The organism is Burkholderia territorii, from assembly GCF_001718335.1.
GTDB lineage: Bacteria > Pseudomonadota > Gammaproteobacteria > Burkholderiales > Burkholderiaceae > Burkholderia > Burkholderia territorii.
Genome location: NZ_CP013366.1, coordinates 2,345,913 through 2,372,335, shown reverse-complemented (window position 1 = coordinate 2,372,335; position 26,423 = coordinate 2,345,913). Strand labels below are relative to the sequence as shown.

The 26,423-nt window shown below is 61.8% G+C and carries 23 protein-coding genes, 2 tRNA genes and 3 rRNA genes; 15 read left to right on the top strand and 13 right to left on the bottom strand.

The window, feature by feature from the left end:
* Positions 1–196: 196 nt before the first annotated feature.
* Positions 197–1,414 (bottom strand): DUF2863 family protein, encoded by a 1,218-nt coding sequence (locus WS51_RS21485; RefSeq protein ID WP_059542496.1) that lies wholly within the window; start codon positions 1,412–1,414, stop codon positions 197–199.
* 562 nt (positions 1,415–1,976) lie between these two features.
* Between WS51_RS21485 and WS51_RS21480 the strand changes: the two genes are divergently transcribed.
* The 8 genes from WS51_RS21480 (at position 1,977) to WS51_RS21450 (ending at position 8,779) form a co-directional block, all read left to right on the top strand.
* Positions 1,977–3,509 (top strand): 16S ribosomal RNA (locus WS51_RS21480).
* A 63-nt stretch (positions 3,510–3,572) separates the two neighbouring features.
* Positions 3,573–3,649, top strand: a tRNA-Ile gene (locus WS51_RS21475).
* Positions 3,650–3,689: 40 nt separating this feature from the next.
* Positions 3,690–3,765 (top strand) — tRNA-Ala (locus WS51_RS21470).
* Positions 3,766–4,112: 347 nt separating this feature from the next.
* Positions 4,113–6,993 (top strand): 23S ribosomal RNA (locus WS51_RS21465).
* 133 nt (positions 6,994–7,126) lie between these two features.
* Positions 7,127–7,239 (top strand): 5S ribosomal RNA (rrf, locus tag WS51_RS21460).
* Together the 16S, 23S and 5S rRNA genes with 2 tRNA genes alongside form the textbook arrangement of a ribosomal RNA operon.
* 290 nt (positions 7,240–7,529) lie before the next feature.
* On the top strand, positions 7,530–7,934 hold the full coding sequence (gene cueR, locus WS51_RS21455; protein WP_059506511.1) for a Cu(I)-responsive transcriptional regulator: 405 nt from the start codon (positions 7,530–7,532) through the stop codon (positions 7,932–7,934).
* Positions 7,935–8,149: 215 nt separating this feature from the next.
* Entirely contained in the window at positions 8,150–8,296 is a 147-nt protein-coding gene (locus WS51_RS31300) for a DUF3563 family protein (RefSeq protein ID WP_081053322.1), read from the top strand.
* Between the two features lie 114 nt (positions 8,297–8,410).
* Complete coding sequence (locus WS51_RS21450) at positions 8,411–8,779, top strand: hypothetical protein (RefSeq protein WP_059543987.1); 369 nt, start codon at positions 8,411–8,413, stop codon at positions 8,777–8,779.
* Between the two features lie 15 nt (positions 8,780–8,794).
* Here the strand turns inward: WS51_RS21450 and WS51_RS21445 are convergent, their stop codons facing one another.
* Together WS51_RS21445 and WS51_RS21440 are read right to left on the bottom strand one after the other, a co-directional pair.
* Positions 8,795–9,640, bottom strand: a complete 846-nt coding sequence (locus tag WS51_RS21445) for a 23S rRNA (adenine(2030)-N(6))-methyltransferase RlmJ (protein WP_069229760.1) — start codon at positions 9,638–9,640, stop codon at positions 8,795–8,797.
* A gap of 111 nt (positions 9,641–9,751) precedes the next feature.
* Positions 9,752–10,723, bottom strand: a complete 972-nt coding sequence (locus WS51_RS21440; RefSeq protein WP_069229759.1) for a potassium channel beta subunit family protein — start codon at positions 10,721–10,723, stop codon at positions 9,752–9,754.
* 160 nt (positions 10,724–10,883) lie between these two features.
* On the opposite strand from WS51_RS21440, the gene WS51_RS21435 reads away from it, so the two are divergent.
* Positions 10,884–11,672 carry a 3-hydroxybutyrate dehydrogenase gene (locus WS51_RS21435; RefSeq protein WP_059536022.1) on the top strand — a complete coding sequence of 263 codons (789 nt, stop codon included), beginning with the start codon at positions 10,884–10,886 and terminating at the stop codon, positions 11,670–11,672.
* Between the two features lie 141 nt (positions 11,673–11,813).
* Here WS51_RS21435 and WS51_RS21430 read toward each other — a convergent pair whose 3' ends face one another.
* Positions 11,814–13,013 (bottom strand): amino acid aminotransferase, encoded by a 1,200-nt coding sequence (locus WS51_RS21430; protein WP_059771380.1) that lies wholly within the window; start codon positions 13,011–13,013, stop codon positions 11,814–11,816.
* 250 nt (positions 13,014–13,263) lie between these two features.
* Here WS51_RS21430 and uvrB point away from each other — a divergent pair, with 250 nt between their 5' ends.
* The 5 genes from uvrB to WS51_RS21405 all read left to right on the top strand — a co-directional run bounded on the left by uvrB (position 13,264) and on the right by WS51_RS21405 (position 18,807).
* Entirely contained in the window at positions 13,264–15,354 is a 2,091-nt protein-coding gene (uvrB, locus tag WS51_RS21425; protein WP_069229758.1) for an excinuclease ABC subunit UvrB, read from the top strand.
* Positions 15,355–15,572: 218 nt separating this feature from the next.
* Positions 15,573–16,124, top strand: a complete 552-nt coding sequence (locus tag WS51_RS21420; RefSeq protein WP_059449465.1) for an iron transporter — start codon at positions 15,573–15,575, stop codon at positions 16,122–16,124.
* A 55-nt stretch (positions 16,125–16,179) separates the two neighbouring features.
* A complete protein-coding gene (locus WS51_RS21415; RefSeq protein ID WP_006760846.1) occupies positions 16,180–16,512 on the top strand; it encodes a cupredoxin domain-containing protein in 333 nt (110 codons plus the stop codon).
* 58 nt (positions 16,513–16,570) lie between these two features.
* A complete protein-coding gene (locus WS51_RS21410) occupies positions 16,571–17,413 on the top strand; it encodes an FTR1 family iron permease (protein WP_059501247.1) in 843 nt (280 codons plus the stop codon).
* Complete coding sequence (locus WS51_RS21405; RefSeq protein ID WP_059449468.1) at positions 17,410–18,807, top strand: 4Fe-4S binding protein; 1,398 nt, start codon at positions 17,410–17,412, stop codon at positions 18,805–18,807. Before WS51_RS21410 ends, WS51_RS21405 begins: the two co-directional genes overlap by 4 nt.
* A 286-nt stretch (positions 18,808–19,093) precedes the next feature.
* Here WS51_RS21405 and hemP read toward each other — a convergent pair whose 3' ends face one another.
* The 3 genes from hemP to WS51_RS21390 form a co-directional block, all read right to left on the bottom strand.
* Positions 19,094–19,339, bottom strand: a complete 246-nt coding sequence (gene hemP / locus WS51_RS21400) for a hemin uptake protein HemP (RefSeq protein WP_059449469.1) — start codon at positions 19,337–19,339, stop codon at positions 19,094–19,096.
* A 137-nt stretch (positions 19,340–19,476) separates the two neighbouring features.
* The gene (locus WS51_RS21395) at positions 19,477–19,959 is read right to left on the bottom strand and encodes an SRPBCC family protein (RefSeq protein ID WP_059449470.1); all 483 of its coding nucleotides are present in this window, start codon (positions 19,957–19,959) and stop codon (positions 19,477–19,479) included.
* 99 nt (positions 19,960–20,058) lie between these two features.
* Positions 20,059–20,931, bottom strand: coding sequence for a pirin family protein (locus WS51_RS21390; RefSeq protein WP_059545041.1), 873 nt, complete (start codon positions 20,929–20,931; stop codon positions 20,059–20,061).
* Between the two features lie 122 nt (positions 20,932–21,053).
* Between WS51_RS21390 and WS51_RS21385 the strand changes: the two genes are divergently transcribed.
* Positions 21,054–22,031: a LysR family transcriptional regulator gene (locus WS51_RS21385; RefSeq protein ID WP_059449472.1), complete on the top strand. Its 978-nt coding sequence runs from the start codon at positions 21,054–21,056 to the stop codon at positions 22,029–22,031.
* A 420-nt stretch (positions 22,032–22,451) separates the two neighbouring features.
* Here the strand turns inward: WS51_RS21385 and WS51_RS21380 are convergent, their stop codons facing one another.
* The 6 genes from WS51_RS21380 to bfr all read right to left on the bottom strand — a co-directional run bounded on the left by WS51_RS21380 (position 22,452) and on the right by bfr (position 26,383).
* The gene (locus tag WS51_RS21380; protein WP_069229757.1) at positions 22,452–22,880 is read right to left on the bottom strand and encodes an ExbD/TolR family protein; all 429 of its coding nucleotides are present in this window, start codon (positions 22,878–22,880) and stop codon (positions 22,452–22,454) included.
* A 13-nt stretch (positions 22,881–22,893) separates the two neighbouring features.
* On the bottom strand, positions 22,894–23,625 hold the full coding sequence (locus WS51_RS21375) for a MotA/TolQ/ExbB proton channel family protein (RefSeq protein ID WP_059449473.1): 732 nt from the start codon (positions 23,623–23,625) through the stop codon (positions 22,894–22,896).
* 34 nt (positions 23,626–23,659) lie between these two features.
* A complete protein-coding gene (locus WS51_RS21370) occupies positions 23,660–24,391 on the bottom strand; it encodes an energy transducer TonB (RefSeq protein WP_059805408.1) in 732 nt (243 codons plus the stop codon).
* A 218-nt stretch (positions 24,392–24,609) separates the two neighbouring features.
* Entirely contained in the window at positions 24,610–24,846 is a 237-nt protein-coding gene (locus WS51_RS21365) for a (2Fe-2S)-binding protein (protein ID WP_011885486.1), read from the bottom strand.
* A 150-nt stretch (positions 24,847–24,996) separates the two neighbouring features.
* On the bottom strand, positions 24,997–25,860 hold the full coding sequence (gene murI, locus WS51_RS21360) for a glutamate racemase (protein WP_069229756.1): 864 nt from the start codon (positions 25,858–25,860) through the stop codon (positions 24,997–24,999).
* Positions 25,861–25,906: 46 nt separating this feature from the next.
* Complete coding sequence (bfr, locus tag WS51_RS21355) at positions 25,907–26,383, bottom strand: bacterioferritin (RefSeq protein WP_006482753.1); 477 nt, start codon at positions 26,381–26,383, stop codon at positions 25,907–25,909.
* Positions 26,384–26,423: the final 40 nt, after the last annotated feature.

The following is a 26,423-nucleotide window of genomic DNA, read 5'->3' as shown; positions in this document are numbered from 1 at the left end:
AGGTGAGTCATTGAGCTGCCGTTGGCATGTGTTTGATCCGATAATGACAAAAACCTTACACGAAGTCTGCTTGGCTGAACGGCTTAGGAGAAGTCTGAAATTTCGTTTGACCGAGATGCGGACGAGAAAAAAGCCGCTCCGGCAGGAACCGGGAGCGGCTTCGTCGGGCAGGCTCTGGGGGCCTGCCGCGTGTCCATCAGTGGAAGTGCGGCTGGGCCGGCGATGCATCTTCCGGCATTTCCGCGTGGACGATCTCGCCGAGCGGATCGGCATAGAGCGGCACGCCGCAGTCGTCGCAGTATTCCGGCTCGAAGCGGCCTGCGTGCCTGCGGACGTCGGTTACGCCGCATTCCTTCAGCAGACTCACGATCTCCTCGAGCGGCCCCTCGATCGGTGCTTCGCCTTCGAGCGTCGCGCTATCGATCGACACGTCGCCGTTTTCACGACCGTAGAGCGGCCACACGACGCCATAAATCACATCGTTGCTGGCGCGTCGCGTGAACCCGACGCGATACTCGTCGATCCGTCGCTCGCCGAAGCCCGCGACCACGGCGCGCAGCTCTTGCGGTGCTGCACCAAGTGTGTCGAAAAGGTAACGAATGGCCGTTCGGACCGTGTGCGGACGGATGCGTTCGTCCGCATCGCGGCAGGCCGAATAGTACGCGTCCGGAAGCAGGCATTCGAATTCGCAACCAGGGAGCGCAACCGACAGGTTCGGCCCGCCTTGGGCGGCCCATTGCTCGAGACACTGGCCGCGTTCGATCCGGTTGCCGTGCTCCTCTTCCTGCCAGCGGAACAGTGGTGCGCCGGCAGGAGCGGCGACGACGGCGAGCAGGAAGCGTGGGTCGGCCAGGATCGGCGAGGTTTCGGGCAAATCGCCGAAGCCGAGCTTGGCGGCGTGCTGGCCGAGTGCGGCGTGCGCGAGCTGCTGGGCGAGCCGGTAGGTCTCGACGTGGTGGCGCGGCAGTTGGTCGATGCTGTACAGGAACGGGGCCAGCCCGACCAGCGTACCGGTCGCGAGTACGTGTGCCTGCAGGTGCGTGCGCAATGCGTCGGCGACGTCGGCTTTCAGCGGGCCTGACGGAATCATGTAGCGCGTCCACGCAAGCACGGGCACGGCGACGAGCAGCGCGTCATACGGCTGGCCGTCGTGCTCGATCACCATCGACTCACTATGCGTCTCCGCCATGTCGGCGAGCGCGCCGTAGGCGTCGGGGTGGTTCTGCTGCAGATGGTCGAGTGCTGCGTCGAGCGTGGTCTGGTTGCCGTTGCGGACAATCTTGGCGAGTAGCGCATCGAGCTTCGCTTCCCAGAAGCGATCCTCGATGCGGCTGCCAGAGGCGAAGAGCGCAAGCGACAGGCCGACCAGTTTGTCGGCGTCGGGGGGGAGGCGTTTGGCGATTCGCTGGCGCATATTAAATACGTATAGAAAGAGGCGAAGAACCTCACATTCTAGTCCGTTCTTTGCGCGATAAGCGGTCTCGTGCTCTGGCAGGGCCGGGAGGCCGAATCGGTAGGGAAGAAGAAAAATCCATCAAACCCTTGCGCGATTGCCGTGAGGTGCATAGAATCACGCCTCTTTCGCGCTAACGGCAACGCGGCGCGGAGGAAGAAGGGAAGCGGTGCGGTTGGGCTGGCTGTAGAACCCCCGACGCACACGAAGTTGAACCCCGGTCGTCGCAACGAAGCAGTTCAAAAAGTTGTTGACGAACCGAGAAACGCGGTTCATAATCTCGCTTCTCTGCTGCTGAAAACGCAGCGCTGCTGAGAAACTCCAGGTTTCCCGCAGAAATGCTCTTTAAAAATTAACAGCCGATAAGTGTGGGCGCTTGATGGTAGCGAGCTGATCCTCGGATCAGATAGCAAAAGTATCAAGAGTCTCACACTAAAGTAAGTCAGGTTTATGAAGTGATTCATATTCCTGTCAGCTTTGAGTGAGCGACCGGTTCGAAAGAACCGAAAACAGTAACAGGTTTGAACTGAAGAGTTTGATCCTGGCTCAGATTGAACGCTGGCGGCATGCCTTACACATGCAAGTCGAACGGCAGCACGGGTGCTTGCACCTGGTGGCGAGTGGCGAACGGGTGAGTAATACATCGGAACATGTCCTGTAGTGGGGGATAGCCCGGCGAAAGCCGGATTAATACCGCATACGATCTACGGATGAAAGCGGGGGACCTTCGGGCCTCGCGCTATAGGGTTGGCCGATGGCTGATTAGCTAGTTGGTGGGGTAAAGGCCTACCAAGGCGACGATCAGTAGCTGGTCTGAGAGGACGACCAGCCACACTGGGACTGAGACACGGCCCAGACTCCTACGGGAGGCAGCAGTGGGGAATTTTGGACAATGGGCGAAAGCCTGATCCAGCAATGCCGCGTGTGTGAAGAAGGCCTTCGGGTTGTAAAGCACTTTTGTCCGGAAAGAAATCCTTGGCTCTAATACAGTCGGGGGATGACGGTACCGGAAGAATAAGCACCGGCTAACTACGTGCCAGCAGCCGCGGTAATACGTAGGGTGCAAGCGTTAATCGGAATTACTGGGCGTAAAGCGTGCGCAGGCGGTTTGCTAAGACCGATGTGAAATCCCCGGGCTCAACCTGGGAACTGCATTGGTGACTGGCAGGCTAGAGTATGGCAGAGGGGGGTAGAATTCCACGTGTAGCAGTGAAATGCGTAGAGATGTGGAGGAATACCGATGGCGAAGGCAGCCCCCTGGGCCAATACTGACGCTCATGCACGAAAGCGTGGGGAGCAAACAGGATTAGATACCCTGGTAGTCCACGCCCTAAACGATGTCAACTAGTTGTTGGGGATTCATTTCCTTAGTAACGTAGCTAACGCGTGAAGTTGACCGCCTGGGGAGTACGGTCGCAAGATTAAAACTCAAAGGAATTGACGGGGACCCGCACAAGCGGTGGATGATGTGGATTAATTCGATGCAACGCGAAAAACCTTACCTACCCTTGACATGGTCGGAATCCTGCTGAGAGGCGGGAGTGCTCGAAAGAGAACCGGCGCACAGGTGCTGCATGGCTGTCGTCAGCTCGTGTCGTGAGATGTTGGGTTAAGTCCCGCAACGAGCGCAACCCTTGTCCTTAGTTGCTACGCAAGAGCACTCTAAGGAGACTGCCGGTGACAAACCGGAGGAAGGTGGGGATGACGTCAAGTCCTCATGGCCCTTATGGGTAGGGCTTCACACGTCATACAATGGTCGGAACAGAGGGTTGCCAACCCGCGAGGGGGAGCTAATCCCAGAAAACCGATCGTAGTCCGGATTGCACTCTGCAACTCGAGTGCATGAAGCTGGAATCGCTAGTAATCGCGGATCAGCATGCCGCGGTGAATACGTTCCCGGGTCTTGTACACACCGCCCGTCACACCATGGGAGTGGGTTTTACCAGAAGTGGCTAGTCTAACCGCAAGGAGGACGGTCACCACGGTAGGATTCATGACTGGGGTGAAGTCGTAACAAGGTAGCCGTATCGGAAGGTGCGGCTGGATCACCTCCTTTCCAGAGCTATCTCGCAAAGTTGAGCGCTCACGCTTATCGGCTGTAAATTAAAGACAGACTCAGGGGTCTGTAGCTCAGTCGGTTAGAGCACCGTCTTGATAAGGCGGGGGTCGTTGGTTCGAATCCAACCAGACCCACCATTGTCTGGCGGTAGTACACCTGAGGGTATCTGTACTCAATGGGGGCATAGCTCAGCTGGGAGAGCACCTGCTTTGCAAGCAGGGGGTCGTCGGTTCGATCCCGTCTGCCTCCACCAATTGCGATGATCGTTAGCGCTTTAGCGCTTACGAGCATCTCACTCCCGAAGGGAGCCCCAATGGATAATGTTTGATTGGGTTCGAGAGAACGAATCGAATCTTACCCATTGGCGATTGAGCCAGTCAGAGCGGTACGAAAGTATCGGCTGTCGTTCTTTAACAATCTGGAAGAAGTAAGTAATTTGGATAGCGGAAGCGTCTTGAGATGGACGTGGAAACTATCCGGGTTGTGATTGTATCGATGTATCTCAAGATGATTCGAACTTCATTGTTCGACTCAATTGGAATACGGCACAACGCGAGAACTCAACCTGTAGCGACTGTCGAAGAGACAGACTCGTTATAGGGTCAAGCGAACAAGTGCATGTGGTGGATGCCTTGGCGATCACAGGCGATGAAGGACGCGGTAGCCTGCGAAAAGCCCCGGGGAGCTGGCAAACAAGCTTTGATCCGGGGATGTCCGAATGGGGAAACCCACTCCGTATGGAGTATCCATGGCTGAATACATAGGCCATGCGAAGCGAACGCGGTGAACTGAAACATCTAAGTAACCGCAGGAAAAGAAATCAACCGAGATTCCCAAAGTAGTGGCGAGCGAAATGGGATGAGCCTTGCACTCTTTATTTGTATTGTTAGCCGAACGCTCTGGAAAGTGCGGCCATAGCAGGTGATAGCCCTGTAGGCGAAAACAGTATGAAAGAACTAGGTGTGCGACAAGTAGGGCGGGACACGTGAAATCCTGTCTGAAGATGGGGGGACCATCCTCCAAGGCTAAATACTCGTGATCGACCGATAGTGAACCAGTACCGTGAGGGAAAGGCGAAAAGAACCCCGGGAGGGGAGTGAAATAGATCCTGAAACCGCATGCATACAAACAGTCGGAGCCTCGTAAGGGGTGACGGCGTACCTTTTGTATAATGGGTCAGCGACTTACGTTCAGTAGCAAGCTTAACCGTATAGGGCAGGCGTAGCGAAAGCGAGTCCGAATAGGGCGTTCAGTTGCTGGGCGTAGACCCGAAACCAGGTGATCTATCCATGGCCAGGATGAAGGTGCGGTAACACGTACTGGAGGTCCGAACCCACTAACGTTGAAAAGTTAGGGGATGAGCTGTGGATAGGGGTGAAAGGCTAAACAAACCTGGAAATAGCTGGTTCTCTCCGAAAACTATTTAGGTAGTGCCTCGTGTCTCACCTTCGGGGGTAGAGCACTGTCATGGTTGGGGGGTCTATTGCAGATTACCCCGCCATAGCAAACTCCGAATACCGAAGAGTGCAATCACGGGAGACAGACATCGGGTGCTAACGTCCGGTGTCAAGAGGGAAACAACCCAGACCGCCAGCTAAGGTCCCCAAATATAGCTAAGTGGGAAACGAAGTGGGAAGGCTAAAACAGTCAGGAGGTTGGCTTAGAAGCAGCCACCCTTTAAAGAAAGCGTAATAGCTCACTGATCGAGTCGTCCTGCGCGGAAGATGTAACGGGGCTAAGCTATATACCGAAGCTGCGGATGCGTGCTTGCACGCATGGTAGGAGAGCGTTCCGTAAGCCTGCGAAGGTGCCTTGTAAAGGGTGCTGGAGGTATCGGAAGTGCGAATGCTGACATGAGTAGCGATAAAGGGGGTGAAAGGCCCCCTCGCCGTAAGCCCAAGGTTTCCTACGCAACGTTCATCGGCGTAGGGTGAGTCGGCCCCTAAGGCGAGGCAGAAATGCGTAGCTGATGGGAAGCAGGTCAATATTCCTGCACCATTGTTAGATGCGATGGGGGGACGGATCGCGGAAGGTTGTCCGGGTGTTGGAAGTCCCGGTCGCTGCATTGGAGAAGGCGCTTAGGCAAATCCGGGCGCGTAATTCAAGGGTGTGGCGCGAGCTCCTTCGGGAGCGAAGCAATTGGAAGTGGTTCCAAGAAAAGCCTCTAAGCTTCAGTCTAACGATGACCGTACCGCAAACCGACACAGGTGGGCGAGATGAGTATTCTAAGGCGCTTGAGAGAACTCGGGAGAAGGAACTCGGCAAATTGGTACCGTAACTTCGGGATAAGGTACGCCCTTGTAGCTTGACTGGCCTGCGCCAGGAGGGTGAAGGGGTTGCAATAAACTGGTGGCTGCGACTGTTTAATAAAAACACAGCACTCTGCAAACACGAAAGTGGACGTATAGGGTGTGACGCCTGCCCGGTGCCGGAAGATTAAATGATGGGGTGCAAGCTCTTGATTGAAGTCCCGGTAAACGGCGGCCGTAACTATAACGGTCCTAAGGTAGCGAAATTCCTTGTCGGGTAAGTTCCGACCTGCACGAATGGCGTAACGATGGCCACACTGTCTCCTCCCGAGACTCAGCGAAGTTGAAGTGTTTGTGATGATGCAATCTACCCGCGGCTAGACGGAAAGACCCCATGAACCTTTACTGTAGCTTTGCATTGGACTTTGAACCGATCTGTGTAGGATAGGTGGGAGGCTATGAAACCGGAACGCTAGTTTCGGTGGAGCCGTCCTTGAAATACCACCCTGGTTTGTTTGAGGTTCTAACCTTGGCCCGTGATCCGGGTCGGGGACAGTGCATGGTAGGCAGTTTGACTGGGGCGGTCTCCTCCCAAAGCGTAACGGAGGAGTACGAAGGTACGCTAGGTACGGTCGGAAATCGTGCTGATAGTGCAATGGCATAAGCGTGCTTAACTGCGAGACCGACAAGTCGAGCAGGTGCGAAAGCAGGTCATAGTGATCCGGTGGTTCTGTATGGAAGGGCCATCGCTCAACGGATAAAAGGTACTCTGGGGATAACAGGCTGATACCGCCCAAGAGTTCATATCGACGGCGGTGTTTGGCACCTCGATGTCGGCTCATCTCATCCTGGGGCTGTAGCCGGTCCCAAGGGTATGGCTGTTCGCCATTTAAAGAGGTACGTGAGCTGGGTTTAAAACGTCGTGAGACAGTTTGGTCCCTATCTGCCGTGGGCGTTGGATATTTGAAGGGGGCTGCTCCTAGTACGAGAGGACCGGAGTGGACGAACCTCTGGTGTACCGGTTGTCACGCCAGTGGCATCGCCGGGTAGCTATGTTCGGAAGAGATAACCGCTGAAAGCATCTAAGCGGGAAACTCGCCTTAAGATGAGATATCCCCGGGGACTAGATCCCCTTGAAGGGTCGTTCGAGACCAGGACGTTGATAGGTCGGGTGTGTAAGCGCAGTAATGCGTTCAGCTAACCGATACTAATTGCCCGTAAGGCTTGATCCTATAACAAGTCTGTCTCGCGCCAAGATGAGCGCGTCGGACAAGTTGGATTCTCGTGTGTGATACACACAACTCAAGATTACTGCTTCTTCCAAGATTGGTTCTGTTGGCCACGCCAGCAGGACAACCCCCTTTGCCTGATGACCATAGCGAGTCGGTCCCACCCCTTCCCATCCCGAACAGGACCGTGAAACGACTCTACGCCGATGATAGTGCGGATTCCCGTGTGAAAGTAGGTAATCGTCAGGCTCCCTAAGCCAGAAACCCCCGCCCGACCAGGCGGGGGTTTTTGCATTTGAGCGGCGCAAACAGGCGAGACGGCAACGAACCGTCCATGTCTTGCACACTGCATGCTGTCTCGAGTCCGCAGACCCACCGCAATCTTTCTCAATAAACTCATTCGAATTGGCGTCGATTCCGCCGTCAGCGCTCGCGCCGGAACGAGGCCTCGCGATTTGATACGATCGAAGTGTCGTCGATGGCTGCTTGCCTCGGCGTTCATATCAGATGTGGTGCTTGATGGAGAGCGAGGGCAGGGAATGAATATCGGCGACGCGTCGCGCGAATCCGGCGTCAGCGCAAAAATGATCCGGTACTACGAACAGGTCGGGCTTCTTGCGCCGAGCAAGCGTAGCGACGCCGGATACCGGATCTACGGATCGGACGAAGTCCACATCCTGCGTTTCATCCGCCAGGCGCGGCGGCTGGGATTTCTCGTCGAGGATATCCGCAAGCTGCTAATGCTGTGGCAGGACCGCTCCCGCGCCAGCGTCGAGGTGAAGTCGATCGCCCTCGAACATGTGGCCGAACTCGACAAGCGCATCGCTGAATTGAGCGACATGCGCAACACGCTCGCCGATCTCGCCGCGCACTGCCATGGTGACGATCGGCCTGAATGCCCGATTTTGGCGCGCTTGGCCGAACCGGTCGATGAACCAGATTAGTGCATGCCCTCCAGGTCGAAAGTGCCCTGCGATTCAATTCTCATAAAAATCAATGGGTTAACGCGGATGCTTCATAAGCCATTCCAAAACGGAATGGAGTCCATGCACGCATTTCACTAGCATCTTGGTGCGGCATCGCTATAATTCGGGATAACCCTATACGGGAAATCCCTGAATCTCGATTCGCCAGGGGTCCCCCTTCCTTGGAGAACATCATGATCGCCTACATCGTTGAAAAGCTGAGCAACTGGTTCGAATCCGCAGAACGTGAACGCCGTGAGGCATACCTGGCCTCGTCGTCGGACATCGTCCAGCTCGAGAGCCGCATCCGTTCGCTCGAAACCAACGGCTACTCGCTGTAATCCGAGTCACCGTCAGGTGCCGTGTGGCACCGAACGAAAAGCAAGCCCCGTATTGACGGGGCTTTGTTTTTTTGTGCGGTTGATCTGGCGAAATAGTCCGCGCGGCGCTATGGTATGGGCCTGTTTTTCAACCGGAAGAATACGACCATGCGCTTGCGTCTCGATGTGCGTCACGTTTTCCGCGCGCGTCTCGTTCTGGGGGCCGTCGTGCTCGCTCACGGCGTGGCGGCCGGTGCGGCGACGTCGTCCAAACCGCTGATTCTCGATACGCAACGCGGGATTCAGGATGGCAAGGGCGGCCTGGTGTTGCAGACGGCTCCGTTATCGTCCGAGCCGATCGTCGAGCCGGCAGGCATGAGAGCGCCAGTCGGGCAGGGATCGAATTCATCGATCCCGCTGTTTGTCGCGCCGTATATCAATGTACCGGGCTGGGGCGCGTCGCCGGCCAATCAGCCGCGACCTACGCCGAGACCGCAACCTTAACGTCAGGACGTCCGTTCAGTTCCCGCGATGCTCGATCTGGCACCGGGCGCCGCTATCCTGTCCCAGGTGTTCGACGAGATAGGGCAGCGCTTCATTCATGCTCTGCGCGAGCCTGTACGGCGGATTCAGAATGAACATTCCGCTGCCGTAAAGGCCCAGGCCGTCTGCCGGCGGATTCGATACCGTCAGCGTCAGATGCAGCCAGTTGTTCGGCTGCAGGCGCTTGAGCTGTTCCGGAAAACGCTGCGACTCCGCCCTCGCGACCTGCGGATACCAGATCGCATAACACCCGGTCGCGAAACGCTTCAGGCATTCCGTTACGCAAGTCACCGTGCGCGCGTAGTCCTTCTTGTCCTCATAGGACGGATCGATCAGCACGAGTGCACGGCGCGGCGGGGGCGGCAGCAGCGCCTTGATGCCCTCGAAGCCGTCGCCGGCAAAAATCATCGCGCGGCGCCCCGCGTCGCGAAAGTTGTGACGCAGCACGTCGATTTCCGTCGTGTGCATTTCGAACAGGCGCATCCGGTCCTGCTCGCGCATCGATCGCCATGCGAGATACGGGGAGCCCGGGTAGTAGCGCAACTCGCCATCGTCGTTCAGCGCACGCACCTCATCGACGTAATCACCGAGCACCTCGGGCAGGTCCTTCTCGTTCCACAGCGGCCCGATCCCGGTGTCGAACTCTCCGGTCTTCGCGGCATAACCGTCGCGCAGCGAATACACGCCGGCGCCGGCGTGCGTGTCGATGTACCAGTACGACTTGTCCTTCTTGTTCAGGTAGCGCAGCAGTTGGACGACGACGGCGTGCTTGAGCACGTCCGCGTGGTTGCCTGCATGAAAACCGTGACGATAACTGAGCATGGCTGGCTGCCTGAAACGAAGGATGAATCGATGAAAACGGACGATCGCGCGTGGCCGGCGGGCCGCGCACCGATGCGGCCGCGTATTGTACGCGAGTGGGCATGAGTCGCCTTACTCATATGCGTCGCCGACGGCTTCCTCGATACGCTGCTTGACCTCCGGCGTCAGCTTCGGGGCAACGTCCAGCGCGCGCATGTTGTCGTCGATCTGCTCGATCCGCGACGCGCCCGTAATGACAGAACTCACGCGCGGATTCGCGAGCACCCATGCGATCGCGAGCTGGGCGGTGCTGCAGCCAAGCTCGGCCGCGATCGCGCCGAGCCGCTCGACCACGTCGTTGCTGGCCGGATCCGTCAGCCGCGCGCGCAACCAGTCGTAGCCCGGCAGTTGCGCGCGGCTGCCCGGCGGTACGCCGTTGCGGTACTTGCCGGTGAGCAGCCCCGATGCCAGCGGGCTCCAGGTCGTCAGGCCGAGGCCGTAGTCGTCATACAGGCGCGCGTATTCCTGCTCGACGCGGGTGCGGTGGAACAGGTTGTACTGCGGCTGCTCGACGACCGGCTTGTGCAGATGGTGCCGCTCGGCAATTTCGTACGCGGCGCGGATCTCGTCGGCGCTCCATTCGGACGTGCCCCAGTACAGCGCCTTGCCGCGTACGATCATGTCGCTCATCGCCCAGACGGTCTCCTCGATCGGCGTGTTCGGATCGGGGCGATGGCAGTACACGAGGTCGACGTAGTCGAGCTGCAGCCGCCGCAGCGAGCCGTCGATCGCATTCAGCAGATATTTCCGGTTCAGCGTGTGGTACTGGTTCGGCGCTTCCGCGAGCCCCCAAAAGAACTTCGTGGACACGAGGTAGCTCACGCGCGGCCAGCCGAGCGACTTGAGCGCGTGGCCCATGATTTCCTCGGATTTACCACCCGCGTAGACCTCGGCGTTGTCGAAGAAATTGACGCCCGCATCGCGGGCCGCTGCAAGGCACTCGCGGGCAACCCGCTGATCGACCTGGTTGCCGTAGGTGACCCACGAGCCGAGCGAAAGCTCGCTGATCTGCAGGCCGGAGCGGCCTAGCCGTCGATAGTGCATGAGAATCTCCGCAACTCGGAACCGACCTTTAGCTTAGACGTTTTGCGCGCGAACGGCGGGGCCGATCGTGCACAATAGCGGCTGGCCCGTCCGCATGACCGCAATGAAAGCGGATGCAGCGGGGCGCGCTTTTTCGATCCGATAACGGAAGGAGACGGACATGGCAGCAGATCTGAGCGGCAAGACCGCAGTCGTCACGGGCGCCGCGAGCGGCATCGGCAAGGAAATCGCACTGGAGCTCGCGAAGGCGGGCGCCGCCGTCGCGATCGCCGACCTGAACCAGGACGGCGCAAACGCGGTTGCCGACGAGATCAACAAGGCGGGCGGCAAGGCGATCGGCGTCGCGATGGACGTGACGAGCGAGGAAGCGGTCAACAGCGGTATCGACAAGGTGGCCGAAACGTTCGGCTCGGTCGACATCCTCGTATCGAACGCGGGCATCCAGATCGTCAATCCGATCGAGAACTATTCGTTCTCCGACTGGAAGAAGATGCAGGCGATCCACGTCGACGGCGCGTTCCTGACGACCAAGGCCGCGCTCAAGCATATGTACAAGGACGATCGCGGCGGCGTCGTGATCTACATGGGTTCGGTGCACTCGCACGAAGCGTCGCCGCTGAAGTCGGCGTACGTGACGGCCAAGCACGGGCTGCTCGGCCTCGCGCGCGTGCTGGCGAAGGAAGGCGCGAAGCACAACGTGCGCTCGCACGTCGTGTGTCCGGGCTTCGTGCGCACGCCGCTGGTCGACAAGCAGATTCCGGAGCAGGCGAAGGAGCTCGGGATCAGCGAAGAGGAAGTGGTGAAGAAGGTGATGCTCGGCAACACGGTCGACGGCGTGTTCACGACGGTGCAGGACGTCGCGCAGACGGTGCTGTTCCTGTCGGCGTTCCCGAGCGCCGCGCTCACGGGCCAGTCGGTCGTCGTCAGCCACGGGTGGTTCATGCAGTAACGGTAACGGCCGTCGGTTCGGGCAGCAGCGCCGTTCGTGCTGCAGCCCGCCTTTGCCGGCAGTGTAGCGGCATGAAAAAACGCGCTCCGGGGAGCGCGTTTTTTGTTTCGGCACGGCGGGCTGCTGCCCGCCGACGCCGGCTTACTTCAGCACCGCTGCGATCGCATTGGCGACCGCATCGAGGTTGCGCGTGTTCAGCGCGGCAACGCAGATTCGGCCGGTGCCGACCGCGTAGATGCCGAATTCTTCACGCAGGCGATCGACTTGTGCCGAGGTCAGGCCCGAATACGAGAACATCCCGCGCTGCGCGTTGATGAAGCTGAAGTCGCGATCGATGCCGCTCGCCTTCAGGCGCTCGACCAGGCCGTTGCGCATCGCGCGGATACGGTCGCGCATTTCGCCGAGTTCCTGCACCCACGAAGCGTGCAGTTCCGGCGACGCGAGCACGGCCGCGACGACGGCGCCGCCATGGGTCGGCGGGTTCGAGTAGTTCGTGCGGATCACGCGCTTCAGTTGCGACAGCACGCGCGTCGCTTCGTCCTTGCTCGACGTGATGATCGACAGCGCGCCGACGCGCTCGCCGTACAGCGAGAACGACTTCGAGAACGACGACGACACGAACGCATTCAGATCGGCAGCGGCAAACAAGCGCACGGCGGCGGCATCGGCCTCGATGTTCTCGCCGAAACCCTGGTATGCGATGTCGAGGAACGGCACGAGGTTGCGCGCCTTGACGACGTCGACGACCTGTTGCCATTGCGCTTCGGTCAGGTCCACGCCGGTCGGGTTGTGGCAGCACGCGTGCAGCACGACGATCGTACCTGCCGCATAGCCGTTCAGCGCCGACAGCATGCCTTCGAAGTTCACGCCGTTGGTGGCGGCGTCGTAGTACGGATAGGCGACGACTTCGAAGCCGGCCGCCTCGAACAGTGCGCGGTGGTTTTCCCAGCTCGGATCGCTGATCGCGACCTTCACGTTCGGGTTCACGGTGCGCAGGAAATCGGCGCCGATCTTCAGCGCGCCCGTGCCGCCCAGCGCCTGCGCCGTGACCACGCGGCCCGCGGCGATCAGCGGCGAATCGTTGCCGAGCAGCAGCTTCTGCACCGCGGCGTCGTACGCGGCGATCCCGTCGATCGGCAGGTAGCCGCGCGGCAGGCCGGCGTCGACACGCGCCTTTTCCGCGTCGCGAACGGCGCGCAGCAGCGGAATCTTGCCTTCTTCGTTCGTGTACACGCCGACGCCGAGGTTGACCTTGGTCGGGCGCGTATCGGCGTTGAAGGCTTCGTTCAGGCCCAGGATCGGGTCGCGGGGAGCAAGCTGGACAGCGGAGAAGAGCGACATGATGATTCGGCAGTAGTAAAAAGAGGGTCAGGCTTCCAACCGGCGGGGCGGGCGCAGCGAACCGCGCGCCGACGGGCACGGCGCCGGAAAGCGCAGCAGCCTGACATTGTAGCGAATTCACGCTGCCCGGGGCGGCGATCGCGCGGCGAATTGCAATTCGGGAAGGCTGCCGCGCGTCAGGAGCCGTCAGCGGTTCGCAACGCCGCGAAGCGCTAGAATGTTTTTTTTGCTCTCGCTCCGGCCGCCCTCCATGTCCGCACATCCCGCCGAAGTCGGCGACGCACTCGACGAGTCGAAATTCGTGACCTTCGAAGGGTCGCCGTTCCAGTTGTACCAGCCGTATCCGCCTGCCGGCGACCAGCCGAGCGCGATCGACACGCTCGTCGAAGGCGTCAACGACGGCCTCGCATTCCAGACGCTGCTCGGCGTAACCGGTTCGGGCAAGACCTTCACGATGGCGAACACGATCGCGCGGCTCGGCCGCCCGGCAATCGTGTTCGCGCCGAACAAGACGCTCGCGGCGCAGCTCTACGCGGAATTCCGCGAGTTCTTCCCGCGCAACGCGGTCGAGTACTTCGTGTCGTACTACGACTATTACCAGCCGGAAGCGTACGTGCCGCAGCGCGACCTGTTCATCGAGAAGGATTCGTCGATCAACGAGCACATCGAGCAGATGCGGCTGTCGGCGACGAAGAGCCTGATGGAGCGCCGCGACGTGGTGATCGTCGCGACGGTGTCGGCGATCTACGGTATCGGCAACCCGTCCGAATACCACCAGATGATCCTGACGCTGCGCACCGGCGACAAACTCGGCCAGCGCGACGTGATCGCGCGGCTGATCGCGATGCAGTACTCGCGCAACGAACAGGACTTCCAGCGCGGCACGTTCCGCGTGCGCGGCGACACGATCGACATCTTCCCGGCCGAACACGCGGAGCTGGCCGTGCGCGTCGAACTGTTCGACGACGAGGTCGAGACGCTTCAGCTGTTCGACCCGCTGACCGGGCGCGTGCGGCAGAAGATTCCGCGCTTCACCGTGTATCCGTCGTCGCACTACGTGACGCCGCGCGACACCGTGATGCGCGCGGTCGAGACGATCAAGGAGGAATTGCGCGAGCGCCTCGAGTTCTTCCATCGCGACGGCAAGCTCGTCGAGGCGCAGCGCCTCGAGCAGCGCACGCGCTTCGATCTGGAGATGCTGCAGGAGCTCGGCTTCTGCAAGGGCATCGAGAACTACTCGCGACACTTCTCGGGCGCCGCGCCGGGCGAGCCGCCGCCGACGCTCGTCGACTACCTGCCGCCCGATGCGCTGATGCTGCTCGACGAATCGCACGTGCTGATCGGCCAGCTGAACGGCATGTACAACGGCGACCGCGCCCGCAAGGAAAACCTCGTCAACTATGGTTTCCGGTTGCCGTCGGCACTGGACAACCGGCCGCTCAAGTTCCCGGAGTTCGAGCGCAAGATGCGCCAGGTGGTGTTCGTGTCGGCGACGCCGGCCGACTACGAGCAGCGCGTGACAGGGCAGATCGCCGAGCAGGTCGTGCGGCCGACCGGGCTCGTCGATCCGGAGATCGAAGTGCGCCCGGCGAGCTCGCAGGTCGACGACGTGCTGACCGAGATCAACGCGCGCGTGAGTGCCGGCGAGCGCGTGCTCATCACCGTGCTGACGAAGCGGATGGCCGAGCAGTTGACCGAGTTTCTGGCCGACCACGGTGTCAAGGTGCGCTACCTGCACAGCGACATCGACACGGTGGAGCGGGTCGAGATCATCCGCGACCTGCGGCTCGGCACGTTCGACGTGCTGGTCGGGATCAACCTGCTGCGCGAAGGCCTCGACATTCCGGAGGTGTCGCTCGTCGCGATTCTCGACGCCGACAAGGAAGGCTTCCTGCGCGCCGAGCGCTCGCTGATCCAGACGATCGGCCGCGCGGCACGCAACGTGAACGGCAAGGCGATTCTCTACGCCGACACGATGACCGAATCGATGAAGCGCGCGATCGGCGAGACCGAGCGGCGCCGCGCGAAACAGATCGCGTACAACGAGAAGATGGGCATCACGCCGCGCGGCGTCGTGAAGCGCATCAAGGACATCATCGACGGCGTCTACAACGCCGACGACGCACGCGCCGAGCTGAAGGAAGCGCAGCAGCGTGCGAAGTTCGAGGACATGTCGGAAAAGCAGATCGCGAAAGAGATCAAGCGTCTCGAGAAGCAGATGGCCGACTATGCGAAGAACCTCGAGTTCGAAAAGGCCGCGGCCACGCGCGACCAGCTTGCGCTGCTGCGAGAACGCGTGTTCGGCGCGAACGTGGGCGACCACGTCAACGGCGGCCGGTAAATCTTTCCCAACATCGCTGAAACCTTCCGGTAACACCGTTGTAAGCCTTGTCGTATCAGGGGTTTACACGGTGTCTCGTTTGTTCCGAAGCCGGTTCGGTGCTAAACTCGCAAGTATTGAGAATAGTTCGCATTAACGTTATTCGTTGCGTTAGTGTTTCCGGCGCGCGGTCCTGGCGGGCGGCGGGCAAGTCACCAGACAAATAACAAGGAGTGTCCATGTTGGGTTCTTCGTTCATCCGCACGTCGGTTGCGGTAGCGGCGGCGCTTGCCGCGATGTCGGCCTCGGCGGCCGAATATCCGATCGGCAAGCAGCAGATCCAGGGCGGCATGGAAATCGGCGCGGTGTACCTGCAGCCGATCACGATGGATCCGGAAGGGATGATGCGCAAGGCGTCGGATTCCGATATCCACCTCGAGGCGGACATCCACGCGGTCAAGAACAACCCGACGGGTTTCGCGGAAGGCGACTGGATGCCGTACCTGCAGGTCACGTACAAGCTGACGAAGCAGGGCGACGCGAAGTGGAAGGCCGAAGGCGACCTGATGGGCATGGTTGCGAGCGACGGCCCGCACTATGGCGACAACGTGAAACTGGCCGGCCCGGGCAAGTATCACCTGACGATGACCGTCAAGCCGCCGATGCAGTCGGGGCACATGGCGTTCGGCCGTCACGTCGACAAGGAAACGGGCGTGGGCCCGTGGTTCAAACCCATCACCCTCGAATACGACTTCCCGTTCGCCGGCATCGGCAAGAAGGGCGGGTACTGATCGGTGTCATCACGGACGGCGTGCCTCGGCACGCCGTCGGCGTAGAGAACCCAGAATGAAATTTCCCCAGAAAATCGTTGCCGCGGCCGCCGCGCTGTGGCTTGCCGGTGCGGCGCACGCCGCCGACCTGCCGACGTTCAAGCTCGAGATGACGGACGGCAAGCTGAATCCAGCCCGCATCGAAGTGCCGGCCGGCCAGCGCTTCAAGATCGAGATCAGGAATACCGGCAAGGGCGCCGCCGAATTCGAGAGCGTGCAGTTGCGCAAGGAGAAGGTGCTTGCGCCGGGCGCCGATTCGTTCGTGGTCGTCGCCCCGCTGTCGCCGGGCGAATACAAGTTTTTCGACGATTTCCACCAGCAGGCGCAGGGCGTGATCGTCGCGAAGTAATGCGTTTTATCTGCGTGCGGGCGCACGCGTGTCTTGCCCCGCGCGTCAGGAGGATTCAATGGGTCAGATCTTGTTCATCGTATGGCGGGAGAGCGTCGAAGCGCTGCTCGTCGTCGGCATCCTCTATGCATGGCTGAAGAACGGCGACGACGACGCGCGCCGCGGCCTGCCCTTTCTGTGGACGGGCGTGGCAGTCGGCCTGCTGATGGCGATCGGTCTCGGCGCCGCGCTGGTCGGCTTTACCGAAGTGTTGTCCGGCGATGCGCAGGACTATTTCCAGACCGCGATGGTGCTGATCGCGTGCGTGCTGATCGTGCAGATGGTGCTGTGGATGCGCCGGCACGGCCGCACGCTCAAGCGTGACATGGAGCAGTCGCTGCAGCAGAGCACGCGCGACTCGAACTGGTGGGGCGTCGCCGTGCTGGTCGCGCTCGCGATCGCTCGCGAAGGCAGCGAAACGGTGATCTTCCTGTACGGCCTCGGCTTCGGTCAGTCGGGGCATGTGGACGGCAGTCAGATGCTCGCGGTCGTGATCGGCCTGGGCCTCGCGTTCCTGACGTTCTATCTGCTGCAACTCGGCGGCAAGTACTTCTCTTGGCGGCATTTCTTCCGCGTCACCGAAGTGATGCTGCTGTTCCTCGGCGCGGGCCTGTTCCAGACCGGTGTCGACAAGCTGATCGACAAGGAAATCCTGCCGCTCGGCATTTCGCAGGTCTGGGATACGTCGGCGATTCTCGACGACTCCGGCACGTTCGGCTCGCTCGTCGCGACGCTGACGGGCTACCGGGCGCATCCGGCACTGACCAATCTGATCGCCTATGCGGTGTACTGGGCGGTGGTCTGGCTGCTGATGAAGCGCGCGAGCCGTCGTCCCGCCGTTCCTGCGGGTCGCGCGGCATGAGCGTGGTCGCCGCAGCCAAGCCGGGCTGGCTCGCGCAGGCCGGCCAGTGGATGCAGCGCCACGGCGCAGTGATCCGCGGTATCCAGTGGGCCGTCGTCGCGGTCTATGCGTTCCTGATCATCGTGCCGGCGGTGTTGCCGCTGCCCGACGATTCCGCGCATCTGTGGAGCAACCTCACACTGATCGCGCAGTTCGTGTTCTGGGGCATCTGGTGGCCGTTCGTGCTGCTGTCGATGGTGATGCTCGGCCGCGTCTGGTGCGGCGTGCTGTGTCCGGAGGGCGCGCTGACCGAATTTGCAAGCAAGTTCGGCCGCGGCCGCGCGATTCCGCGCTGGATGCGGTGGGGCGGTTGGCCGTTCGTCGCATTCGGGCTCACGACGATCTACGGGCAGATGGTGAGCGTGTACCAGTACCCGCTCGCGGTGCTGTTCGTGCTCGGCGGCTCGACCGTCGGCGCGATCGTGATCGGCGTCCTTTACGGGCGCGAGAAACGCGTGTGGTGCAAGTACCTGTGCCCGGTCAACGGTGTATTCGGGTTGCTCGCGCGGCTCGCGCCGATGCGTTACAAGGTCGACGAGGATGCGTGGCGTCGCTCGTACAAGAACGGCGAGCACGGGCATCGCGTGATTCCGATCAATTGCGCGCCGCTCGTGCCGTTGCGCAACATGAAGGGCGCTGCCGCATGCCATATGTGCGGCCGTTGCAGCGGGCACCGCGACGCGATCGCGCTGTCGTGGCGCTCGCCGTCGGACGAGGTCGTGAGCCTCGGCGCGCAACAGGCAAATCCGTGGGACACGGCGCTGATCCTCTACGGGCTGCTGGGCGTCGCGATCGGTGCGTTCCACTGGACGGTCAGCCCGTGGTTCGTGCAGATCAAGCAATGGCTCGCGGGCTGGCTGATCGATCACGACATCACGTGGCCGCTCGAGACGAATGCACCGTGGTTCCTGCTCACGCACTATCCCGATCGCAACGACGTGTTCTCGTGGCTCGACGGCGGGCTGATCGTCAGCTACATCGTCGGCACGGGGCTCGTGTACGGCACCGCGCTGCTCGTGCTGCTGGCCGGCGCAACGCTGATGCTCGGCCGTTTCGACCGCGTGCGTCTTCATCATCTCGCGCAGGCGCTGATCCCGATCGCGGGAGCCGGCGTGTTCCTCGGGCTGTCGGCGACGACGCTGTCGCTGCTGCGGGCCGAGCACGTGCCGCTCGGCTGGGCGAGCGACGTTCGCATCGCGATTCTGGTCGGCGCGAACGTATGGAGCGGCTGGCTCGCGTGGAAGGTGACGGGGCGCTATGCGGCTTGGCCGCGCCGACTGGCGGCATTCGCGTGGTTCGCGGCTGCCCTGGCAGTGATCGACAGCGCGTGGTGGCTGATGTTCTGGGGATTCTGACGCGGTCTGGGCGGCCTTCCAGCCAGGCTGCGGAACACGCCGAAGCTGCAGCGCCGACAGCCGCGACGTCTTTGTTTTTGCATCCAGACGCCCAATAAAAAAGCGACACGTCGAAGGACGTGTCGCTTTTTTTCTTCCGGGTGCGAGAACCAAAAAAAGTGGCTTGGCTTGCTGCAACGGCTGCTTGAGTGTGTTTGCACGAAGGGGTCTAGATCTCGCGTGCAAGCCGTTACGCTGGCTACTGCCCAACACCTCTCAGGGAGGTGGTCCCCACAATACTCTGTCGTTACTTCGTCAGGATCAGTTTGCCGAGCCGCGTGGCACGCAACTGATACGTCTCTCCGTTGTGCGCGATGCTGATGTGGCTGTGGCCTTGCAGCAGCGCATCGCTGCTGAGGGTCCGGGTGCCGCCATCGCGGGTGTCGGCAGGTTTCGCCGGCGTCGTGACCGCTGCCGTTTTCTGGCGGTTGGCGCTCGCGGTGCCGGTCGTGCGGCGCAAGGTCAGCGTGGTCGGGCGCGTGGTGTCGGTCATTCGGTTGATCGGTGACTGTCGATACGATGGAATGAATTCTAAATGATAACTATTCCCATTTACAAAAACTCTTTATCGATCGTTGTGACAAATCCGATAGTCTGAATCAAAGGGCGGCCCGCAGGCCGCCGCCAGCGTCAGTGGAGCGGGTCGGGGTCCTTGCGGCCCTGTGCGTATTCGCGAATCAGCCGCACCGTGTCGATGTCGGACGTGCGATACGCTTCCTTGACGATGCCGTGCGTCTGGCGCGCTTCCTCGCTGTCGTCCGTGACGGTCAGCGTCGTGCGGTATTCGAAGCGCAGGAACAACTCGTGATCGTCGCGCTCCTCGATCGTCATCGTCAGCGAGCCGCCGATTTCGCCGCTCGCTGCATGGATGTCGTAGCGCACTTGCTGGTTCGGGATGAACGTCACGCGGTCGCGCACGGTTGCATGCCCGTAGTGCAGCTCGCGTTCGAGCGTGGTGTCGGTCCGTTCATGGACGACACAGCTGTCGAGGCCGATCACGAACAGCTGCGGCTGTTCGGCGCGCAGCACGAGGCCTTCCCAGAGTTGGTCGCGGGTGAGGGACGGCACGGCCGGATCGTCGGAGTTGATCTGGATCAGATGTTCGAAGTTCAAGGGGACGAGTTCCTTCTGGTGGCGGGCGGCCACGTGGTTCAAGAAGTTATTGTGACGCAAAACCGGCGGCTTCGCGGCACCTGCGGCCCCGATCGGACGTCACGCGTCGATGCAGCCCATGCGGCCCGTCTGGTAGTCGACGACGGCCTGCCGGATCTCTTCCTCGGTATTCATCACGAACGGGCCATAGCGGACGATCGGCTCGTTGAGCGGCACGCCGCCGATCAGCAGCAGGTCGAGCGGCGTGTCGCCGGCCTCGAACGTCACGGCGTCGCCGTCGTCGCCGTAGACGATCATGCGCCGCGCATCGATTTGCTGCCTGTCGGGCCCGTAGCGGCCGGTTCCGTCGAGCGGGTAGGCGAACACGCGATAACCTGCCGGCACCGGCTGCGTGACCGTTGCGCCCGGCCGCAGCATGAAATGCTGGTAGAGGATCGGCGTGCGCGTCTCGATTGCCGCGCGCACGCCGAACGCTTCGCCGGCGATCACGCGGACCTGCGCGCGGCCGTCGGGCGACGTCGCGCTCGGGATGCGCTCGGCCGGGATCTCCTGGTAGCGTGGTGCGATCAGCTTGTCGCGCCGCGGCAGATTGACCCACAGCTGAAAGCCGTGCGAGCGGCCACCGGCCTGCGCGAATTCGGGATCCGGCATTTCGCTGTGGACGACGCCGGCGCCGGCCGTCATCCACTGCACGTCGCCCGGGCCGAGCGTGCCGGCATGGCCGGCCGAGTCGCGATGGCGAAAGTGCCCGTCGAGCACGTAGGTGACCGTCTCGAAGCCGCGATGCGGGTGGGCGGGCGCACCCTTGGCTTCGCCAGGGGCATAGTCGACGGGACCCATTTCATCGAGCAGCAGGAACGGATCGAAATCCATCAGCAGCCGTGTCGGAAACGGGCGGTGAACCACGAAGCCGCCGCCTTCGGTCGTGCGAAGTGCCGGGTACGTGCGGTCAAGCGAGCGAGCGGTCGTCATGCAGAAGCCCTCGATGTCATCGGAATAGCGTCATTTTTGAAACATAGCGCTATTATATTGGGCGTTTTACGGTCCGATTTGCGGCGGTTCGCAATGGATTGTTCTGAAATTGGAACGATGACATGAACATCGATGCACACAACCTGAACGACCTCATGTACTTTTCGCAGGTCGTCGAACACGGCGGATTTTCGGCTGCGGAACGCGTGCTGGGGATCTCGAAATCGCGTTTGTCGCGGCGACTGACCGAACTCGAAGCGGCGCTCGGCGTGCGCCTGCTGCAGCGCTCGACGCGCAAGCTCGCGCTGACCGAGGCGGGGGAACTGTTCTACCAGCATTGCCAGGCGATGCTCGCCGAAGCACAGGCGGCGATGAACGCCGTCCAGCAGTTGCGCGCGTCGCCGCGCGGCTCGGTGCGCGTGAGCGTGCCGGTCACGTTGTCGCAGACGATGCTGTCGCGCATCCTCCCCGAATTCCTGCACCGCTATCCCGAGGTGAAGGTGCATATCCGTGTGACGAATCGCGTGATCGACCTCTTCGAGGATTCGATCGACGTGGCGTTGCGTGTGCGTTCGGAGCCGCCGCAGAACGCGAACATCGTGGTGCGGCCGCTGTGGCGCACCGAGCAGATGCTGGTCGGCGCGCCGAGCCTGCTGAACCAGAATGCGCCGCCGCTCGTGCCGGACGATCTGGCGCACTTCGAGACGCTCGATACGCCGAGCGTCGATGGGCGGCACGTGTTCAACCTGATCGCGCCGGACGGCACGCGGCACTTGCACGAGCACGATCCGCGGCTGGTGACGGCCGATCTGATGACGATCCGCGAGGCCGTGCTCGACGGCCTCGGCATCGCGGCGCTGCCCGAAATGATGTATGGCAACGCGCTGCGCGCGGGGCAGTTGTCGCCGGTGATGCCGGGGTGGACCCTTCCGGTGCCGCAGCTCTATGCGGTGTTCGTGTCGCGGCAGGGCATGCCGCCCGCGGTGCGCGCATTCGTCGACTACCTGGTCGAGAAACTCGACCACGGCGAATACAAACAGCCGGGGTGCCCCGAGCGCGCGAAGCAGGAAGCGGCGACGATCGATGCTTCGGGCACCTGAATGCAAGATGCCCGTCGTGGCAAATTTGTTTTGTCATTGAAGCGCGGCCGGCAATCGCAAGTTTCAATCGCGCGGACCTTGAATGCGCACGCGGGCAGGCCTATATTGAAATCCCATTTCGCGAAGGAAGTTCTGAGCGGAATCAGGTGGCCGCATATGTTGCGAGCCAGATAGGGCAGAACGCGCAGTCCGTGCAGACCACGGTAGCCGCATTTGCGTTGCTCGAGGCGCAACCGATACCGCCGAAGAGCCCGCCGCCCGAAGGCGCCCGCGTGCGCATGAAAAAAGGCCTTCATCTGGCGATGAAGGCCTTTTACTTTGGGTGCTACCGGCGAGGTGCGGCCGGCTAGGTGCGGCCGGCTAGGTGCTACCGGCGAGGCGCGGCCGGCGAGGTGCGGCCGGTGAGACAACGCGCGTGCGTTACTTCGCCTTCGCGGTCGGCTCCGTCACGAAGCCGAGCTTCGTCAGGCCGCCGGCCTGCGCATCGGACATCACTTCGGCCACACGCTCATACGCGACCTTGCGGTCGGCGCGCAGGTGCAACTCCGGTTGCGGTTGATGCTGTGCCGCCTCGGCGATGTGCGCCTGCAACTGCTCGCGCGTGACCGTCTGGTCGTTCCACAGGATCGTGCCGTTGCCCTGGATCGCGACGTCGACCGTCTCCGGCTTTTCGTCGACGGGCTGGCTGCTTGCGTGCGGCAGGTCGATCTTCACCGCGTGCTGCATCGCCGGAATCGTCACGAGGAAAATGATCAGGAGTACGAGCATGACGTCGACGAGCGGCGTCATGTTGATCTCGCTCATCACGCCATCGTCGTCGTCATCGCTGAAGCCGGTGTTCATTGCCATGGTTCACCCCGTCTCAGCTGGCGCGCGAGGCAAGGCGCAGGCCGTCGCGGGCCGACGACGACGCGAGGCGCGCACCCGTCACGAAGTAGGCGTGCAGGCCGTGCGCGAAGCGGCGCAGCTTGCTGACGACACCCTTGTTCGCACGGGTCAGCGCGTTGTAGCCGAGCACTGCCGGAATCGCGACGAACAACCCGAAGGCCGTCATGATCAGCGACTCGCCGACCGGGCCCGCGACCTGGTCGATCGACGTCTGGCCGGTTGCGCCGATCGCGAGCAGTGCGTGGTAGATGCCCCAGACCGTGCCGAACAGGCCGACGAACGGCGCCGTGCTGCCGATCGACGCCAGAATCGCAAGGCCGGCCTGCATGCGCGAGATGCCTTCGTCCATCGTGTCCTTCAGGCAGCGCGTGACCCAGTCCGACACGTCCATGCGGTCGTGCAGGTGCGGTTGCGTCTGATGGTGGTGATCGGCGGCTTCCTTGCCCGACAGCGCGAGCGCGAGGAACGGGTTGTCGCTCGGCGTCGATGCGGCGAGCCCGAGCTTCTTGATGCCGTCGTCGAAATCGTCCGAATGCCAGAATGCCTGCTCGGCATTCTTCGTGAGACGGTTCAGGCGAACCACGTTCCAGCCCTTGACGATGATCACGATCCACGACAGGACCGACATCACGAGCAGCGTGATCGCGATGGCGCGCGTGACGAAATCACCTTGCGCCCAGACGTGCGCGATACCGTAGCTTTGCATGTTTGTTTCCTTTGAATCTTCCGAATGAGGCAGGTTAATCGTCGAGCGTGAAGTTGAACGGCAGCGTATGGGCGGCGCGAATCGCTTGCCCGTTCTCGAGGTACGGCGGGCAGGTGCTGGCGCGTGTCGCCTCCAGCGCTGCCTCGTCGAGGCGCGGGTAACCGCTGCTCTTTTGCAACTCGACGCTTTCGATCTTCCCCGTCAAGCCGATGACGAAGTGAACATACGCCGTGCCCGTTTCGCCGCGGCGACGCGACATCGACGGATAGGTCGGCTTCACGAAACTGCACTTGAGCGCCGACACGTTCTTCGGCGCGCTGACCTGCATCGTCTCACGGGCCGGGCCGGGCGCGGCCGCCGGTGCAGCGGGGGCGGCCGCGGGCGCGGTGGGCGCGGGTGCCGGATCGGCTGCCGGGGCGGGCGTCGGAGACGGTGATTGTGCGACCGGCTGAGGCGTCGGCTTGACTGCTTTCTGTACCGGTTTCGGTTCGACCTTCGGCTTCACGCGCGGCGTGGGCTTGGGCGGCGCGGGTTGTGCGGCCGATTCGACCGCGACCGGCTGCGCGGGCGGCGCAGGCGCGATGAGCTGCGCGGTGATCGACTGGACTTCGACCGTTTTCGGCGGCGGCGCGTTGCGATGAAGCCACGCGGCCGTCAGCATGATCGCATGTGCGGCAAGCACACCGACCGCGACGGTGATGACCCGGGGATTCATACGTGAGACAGCCGGCAGGACGCCGGCAGGAGCGGATTGCGAAGCCTGCATGTTAGCTTGAAAGTACGACGTCGCACCCGGGGCGCGGCGGGTGAATCGGTGTTACTTGCGGAAGATCAGCAGCGAAATGCACACGGTGGTCACGAATCCGATCAGCAATTCCATGACAGGCTCCTTGGCAGGTAAGCCGCTGGCTCGCGCGAAAGGTGGCTTGCTGACGGACGGACATCAAATGCGGCCGCAGCCGCAACGGGTACGCTCGGTGCCGCTCAGGCGGCCTTGCGGTCGTAGAACGTCACCGGAATCGGATGAGCGTGATGCTCGACGCCGCACCGGCTCGCGCAGACGCCTTGCTCGGCCATCAGGTCGCGCACGGACTCCTCGCACTTGCCGCAGCACGTAGCCACGCCGAGTTCGAACTGGAGCTCGTCGAAAGAGCTCACGCCTTCGGCCAGGGACGCGCGAATCTTGCGATCGGATACAGACTTGCACACGCAGACGATCATGATGAGTTGCGATAGCTAACGTTAATGCGAATTATTATCATTAAATTTGCGAACGTTGACAAGCCTGGGTGCGGCTTTTTTTAAGGCCATCAGACCCTTGTAACGACAGGCGGCGCGGGAGAGGGCGAACCGGCGGCGTGCCGGCCCGCGTCAGAAGGTCGCGCAGGCGTGCGCGTTCGGCGAGGAAATGGTGACGGATTCGACGGGCGCGTCGAGGCCGAGCAGCGACGACGCAAGTGCGCGCAATTGCAGCCCGTCGCTGGTCGAGCAGAAGCGGGGCGGCGCGGCACGTGTGCCGGCCGGCGCGCGCAGGCCGCGTTCGTCGAGCACCCGCGCGAGCTGCCGGGCGATGGCATCGCTCGTGTCGACGATCGTCAGACGGTCGCCGACAAGCTCACGAATCGTTTCCGTGAAGAACGGGTAGTGCGTGCAGCCGAGCACGAGCGTATCGGCGCCTTCGTCGAGCATCGGCTGCAGGTAACGCTCGAGCAGCGCGCGCAACGCGGGCGAGTTCGTGTCGCCGCGCTCGATCGCTTCGACGAGCCCGTGGCCAGGCTGGCAGATGAAGCGCCGGCCGGCGCCGTAGCGGTCGAGCAGCGCCTGGAAGCGCGGGCTGTTCAGCGTCGATTGCGTGGCAAGGACGCCCGCGACACCGGTCGCGGACAGCGCGGCGGCCGGCTTGATGCCCGGCTCGACACCCACGAGCGGGATCGCCAGGCGCTCGCGAATGGCCGCGATCGCCCGCGCCGTTGCGGTGTTGCACGCGATCACGAGCGCTTTCGCGCCTTCGCGGGCGAGCCACTCGCCGATGGCCAGCGTGCGCTCCGTAATGAATGCCTCGTCGCGCGGACCATAAGGCGCATGCTGCGAGTCGGCGACGTAGACGAACGACTCGCCGGGCAGGTGCGCGCGCACGGCGCGCAGCACCGACAGGCCGCCGAGCCCCGAATCGAAGATGCCGACGGGGGCGTCGGGGCGGACCCGGGAAGCGGCTGGCTGGTTCGTCGTCGTCATGCGGAATGCGAGGTGGCGATCGTGGCGGGCGTGGCTAGCGTGGCGCTTACTCGGGCGAACCCATCATCGTCTGCTGGTAGTTCTGCAGGCCGACCTTGCCGATCAGGTCGATCTGCGTTTCCAGCCAGTCGATGTGCTCCTCGGTGTCGTCGAGGATCTTTTCGAAGATTTCGCGCGACACGTAGTCACGCACCGATTCGCAGTATGCGATCGCTTCCTTGCACGTGGACTGCGAGATCTGCTCGAGCTTCAGGTCGCACTTCAGGATCTCTTCGGTTTCCTCGCCGACCAGCAGCTTGTGCAGGTCCTGCAGGTTCGGCAGGCCGTCGAGCATGAACACGCGCTCGATCAGCCAGTCGGCGTGCTTCATTTCGCCGATCGATTCGTCGTATTCGTGCTTGCCGAGCTTGTCAAGGCCCCAGTGCTTGTACATGCGCGCATGCAGGAAGTACTGGTTGATCGCCGTGAGTTCGTTCTTCAGTTGGGCGTTCAGGTATTCGATGACTTTCTTGTCGCCTTGCATGGCTGTTCCTTGTTCAATGGGGCTTCAGAAACCGAACGAT

Coding starts and splice junctions, on each gene's coding strand:
- WS51_RS21485 (WP_059542496.1), bottom strand. CDS start 1,414: ATGCGCCAGCGAATCGCCAAACGCCTCCCCCCCGACGCCGACAAACTG.
- cueR (WP_059506511.1), top strand. CDS start 7,530: ATGAATATCGGCGACGCGTCGCGCGAATCCGGCGTCAGCGCAAAAATG.
- WS51_RS31300 (WP_081053322.1), top strand. CDS start 8,150: ATGATCGCCTACATCGTTGAAAAGCTGAGCAACTGGTTCGAATCCGCA.
- WS51_RS21450 (WP_059543987.1), top strand. CDS start 8,411: ATGGGCCTGTTTTTCAACCGGAAGAATACGACCATGCGCTTGCGTCTC.
- WS51_RS21445 (WP_069229760.1), bottom strand. CDS start 9,640: ATGCTCAGTTATCGTCACGGTTTTCATGCAGGCAACCACGCGGACGTG.
- WS51_RS21440 (WP_069229759.1), bottom strand. CDS start 10,723: ATGCACTATCGACGGCTAGGCCGCTCCGGCCTGCAGATCAGCGAGCTT.
- WS51_RS21435 (WP_059536022.1), top strand. CDS start 10,884: ATGGCAGCAGATCTGAGCGGCAAGACCGCAGTCGTCACGGGCGCCGCG.
- WS51_RS21430 (WP_059771380.1), bottom strand. CDS start 13,013: ATGTCGCTCTTCTCCGCTGTCCAGCTTGCTCCCCGCGACCCGATCCTG.
- uvrB (WP_069229758.1), top strand. CDS start 13,264: ATGTCCGCACATCCCGCCGAAGTCGGCGACGCACTCGACGAGTCGAAA.
- WS51_RS21420 (WP_059449465.1), top strand. CDS start 15,573: ATGTTGGGTTCTTCGTTCATCCGCACGTCGGTTGCGGTAGCGGCGGCG.
- WS51_RS21415 (WP_006760846.1), top strand. CDS start 16,180: ATGAAATTTCCCCAGAAAATCGTTGCCGCGGCCGCCGCGCTGTGGCTT.
- WS51_RS21410 (WP_059501247.1), top strand. CDS start 16,571: ATGGGTCAGATCTTGTTCATCGTATGGCGGGAGAGCGTCGAAGCGCTG.
- WS51_RS21405 (WP_059449468.1), top strand. CDS start 17,410: ATGAGCGTGGTCGCCGCAGCCAAGCCGGGCTGGCTCGCGCAGGCCGGC.
- hemP (WP_059449469.1), bottom strand. CDS start 19,339: ATGACCGACACCACGCGCCCGACCACGCTGACCTTGCGCCGCACGACC.
- WS51_RS21390 (WP_059545041.1), bottom strand. CDS start 20,931: ATGACGACCGCTCGCTCGCTTGACCGCACGTACCCGGCACTTCGCACG.
- WS51_RS21385 (WP_059449472.1), top strand. CDS start 21,054: ATGAACATCGATGCACACAACCTGAACGACCTCATGTACTTTTCGCAG.
- WS51_RS21380 (WP_069229757.1), bottom strand. CDS start 22,880: ATGGCAATGAACACCGGCTTCAGCGATGACGACGACGATGGCGTGATG.
- WS51_RS21375 (WP_059449473.1), bottom strand. CDS start 23,625: ATGCAAAGCTACGGTATCGCGCACGTCTGGGCGCAAGGTGATTTCGTC.
- WS51_RS21370 (WP_059805408.1), bottom strand. CDS start 24,391: ATGCAGGCTTCGCAATCCGCTCCTGCCGGCGTCCTGCCGGCTGTCTCA.
- WS51_RS21365 (WP_011885486.1), bottom strand. CDS start 24,846: ATGATCGTCTGCGTGTGCAAGTCTGTATCCGATCGCAAGATTCGCGCG.
- murI (WP_069229756.1), bottom strand. CDS start 25,860: ATGACGACGACGAACCAGCCAGCCGCTTCCCGGGTCCGCCCCGACGCC.
- bfr (WP_006482753.1), bottom strand. CDS start 26,383: ATGCAAGGCGACAAGAAAGTCATCGAATACCTGAACGCCCAACTGAAG.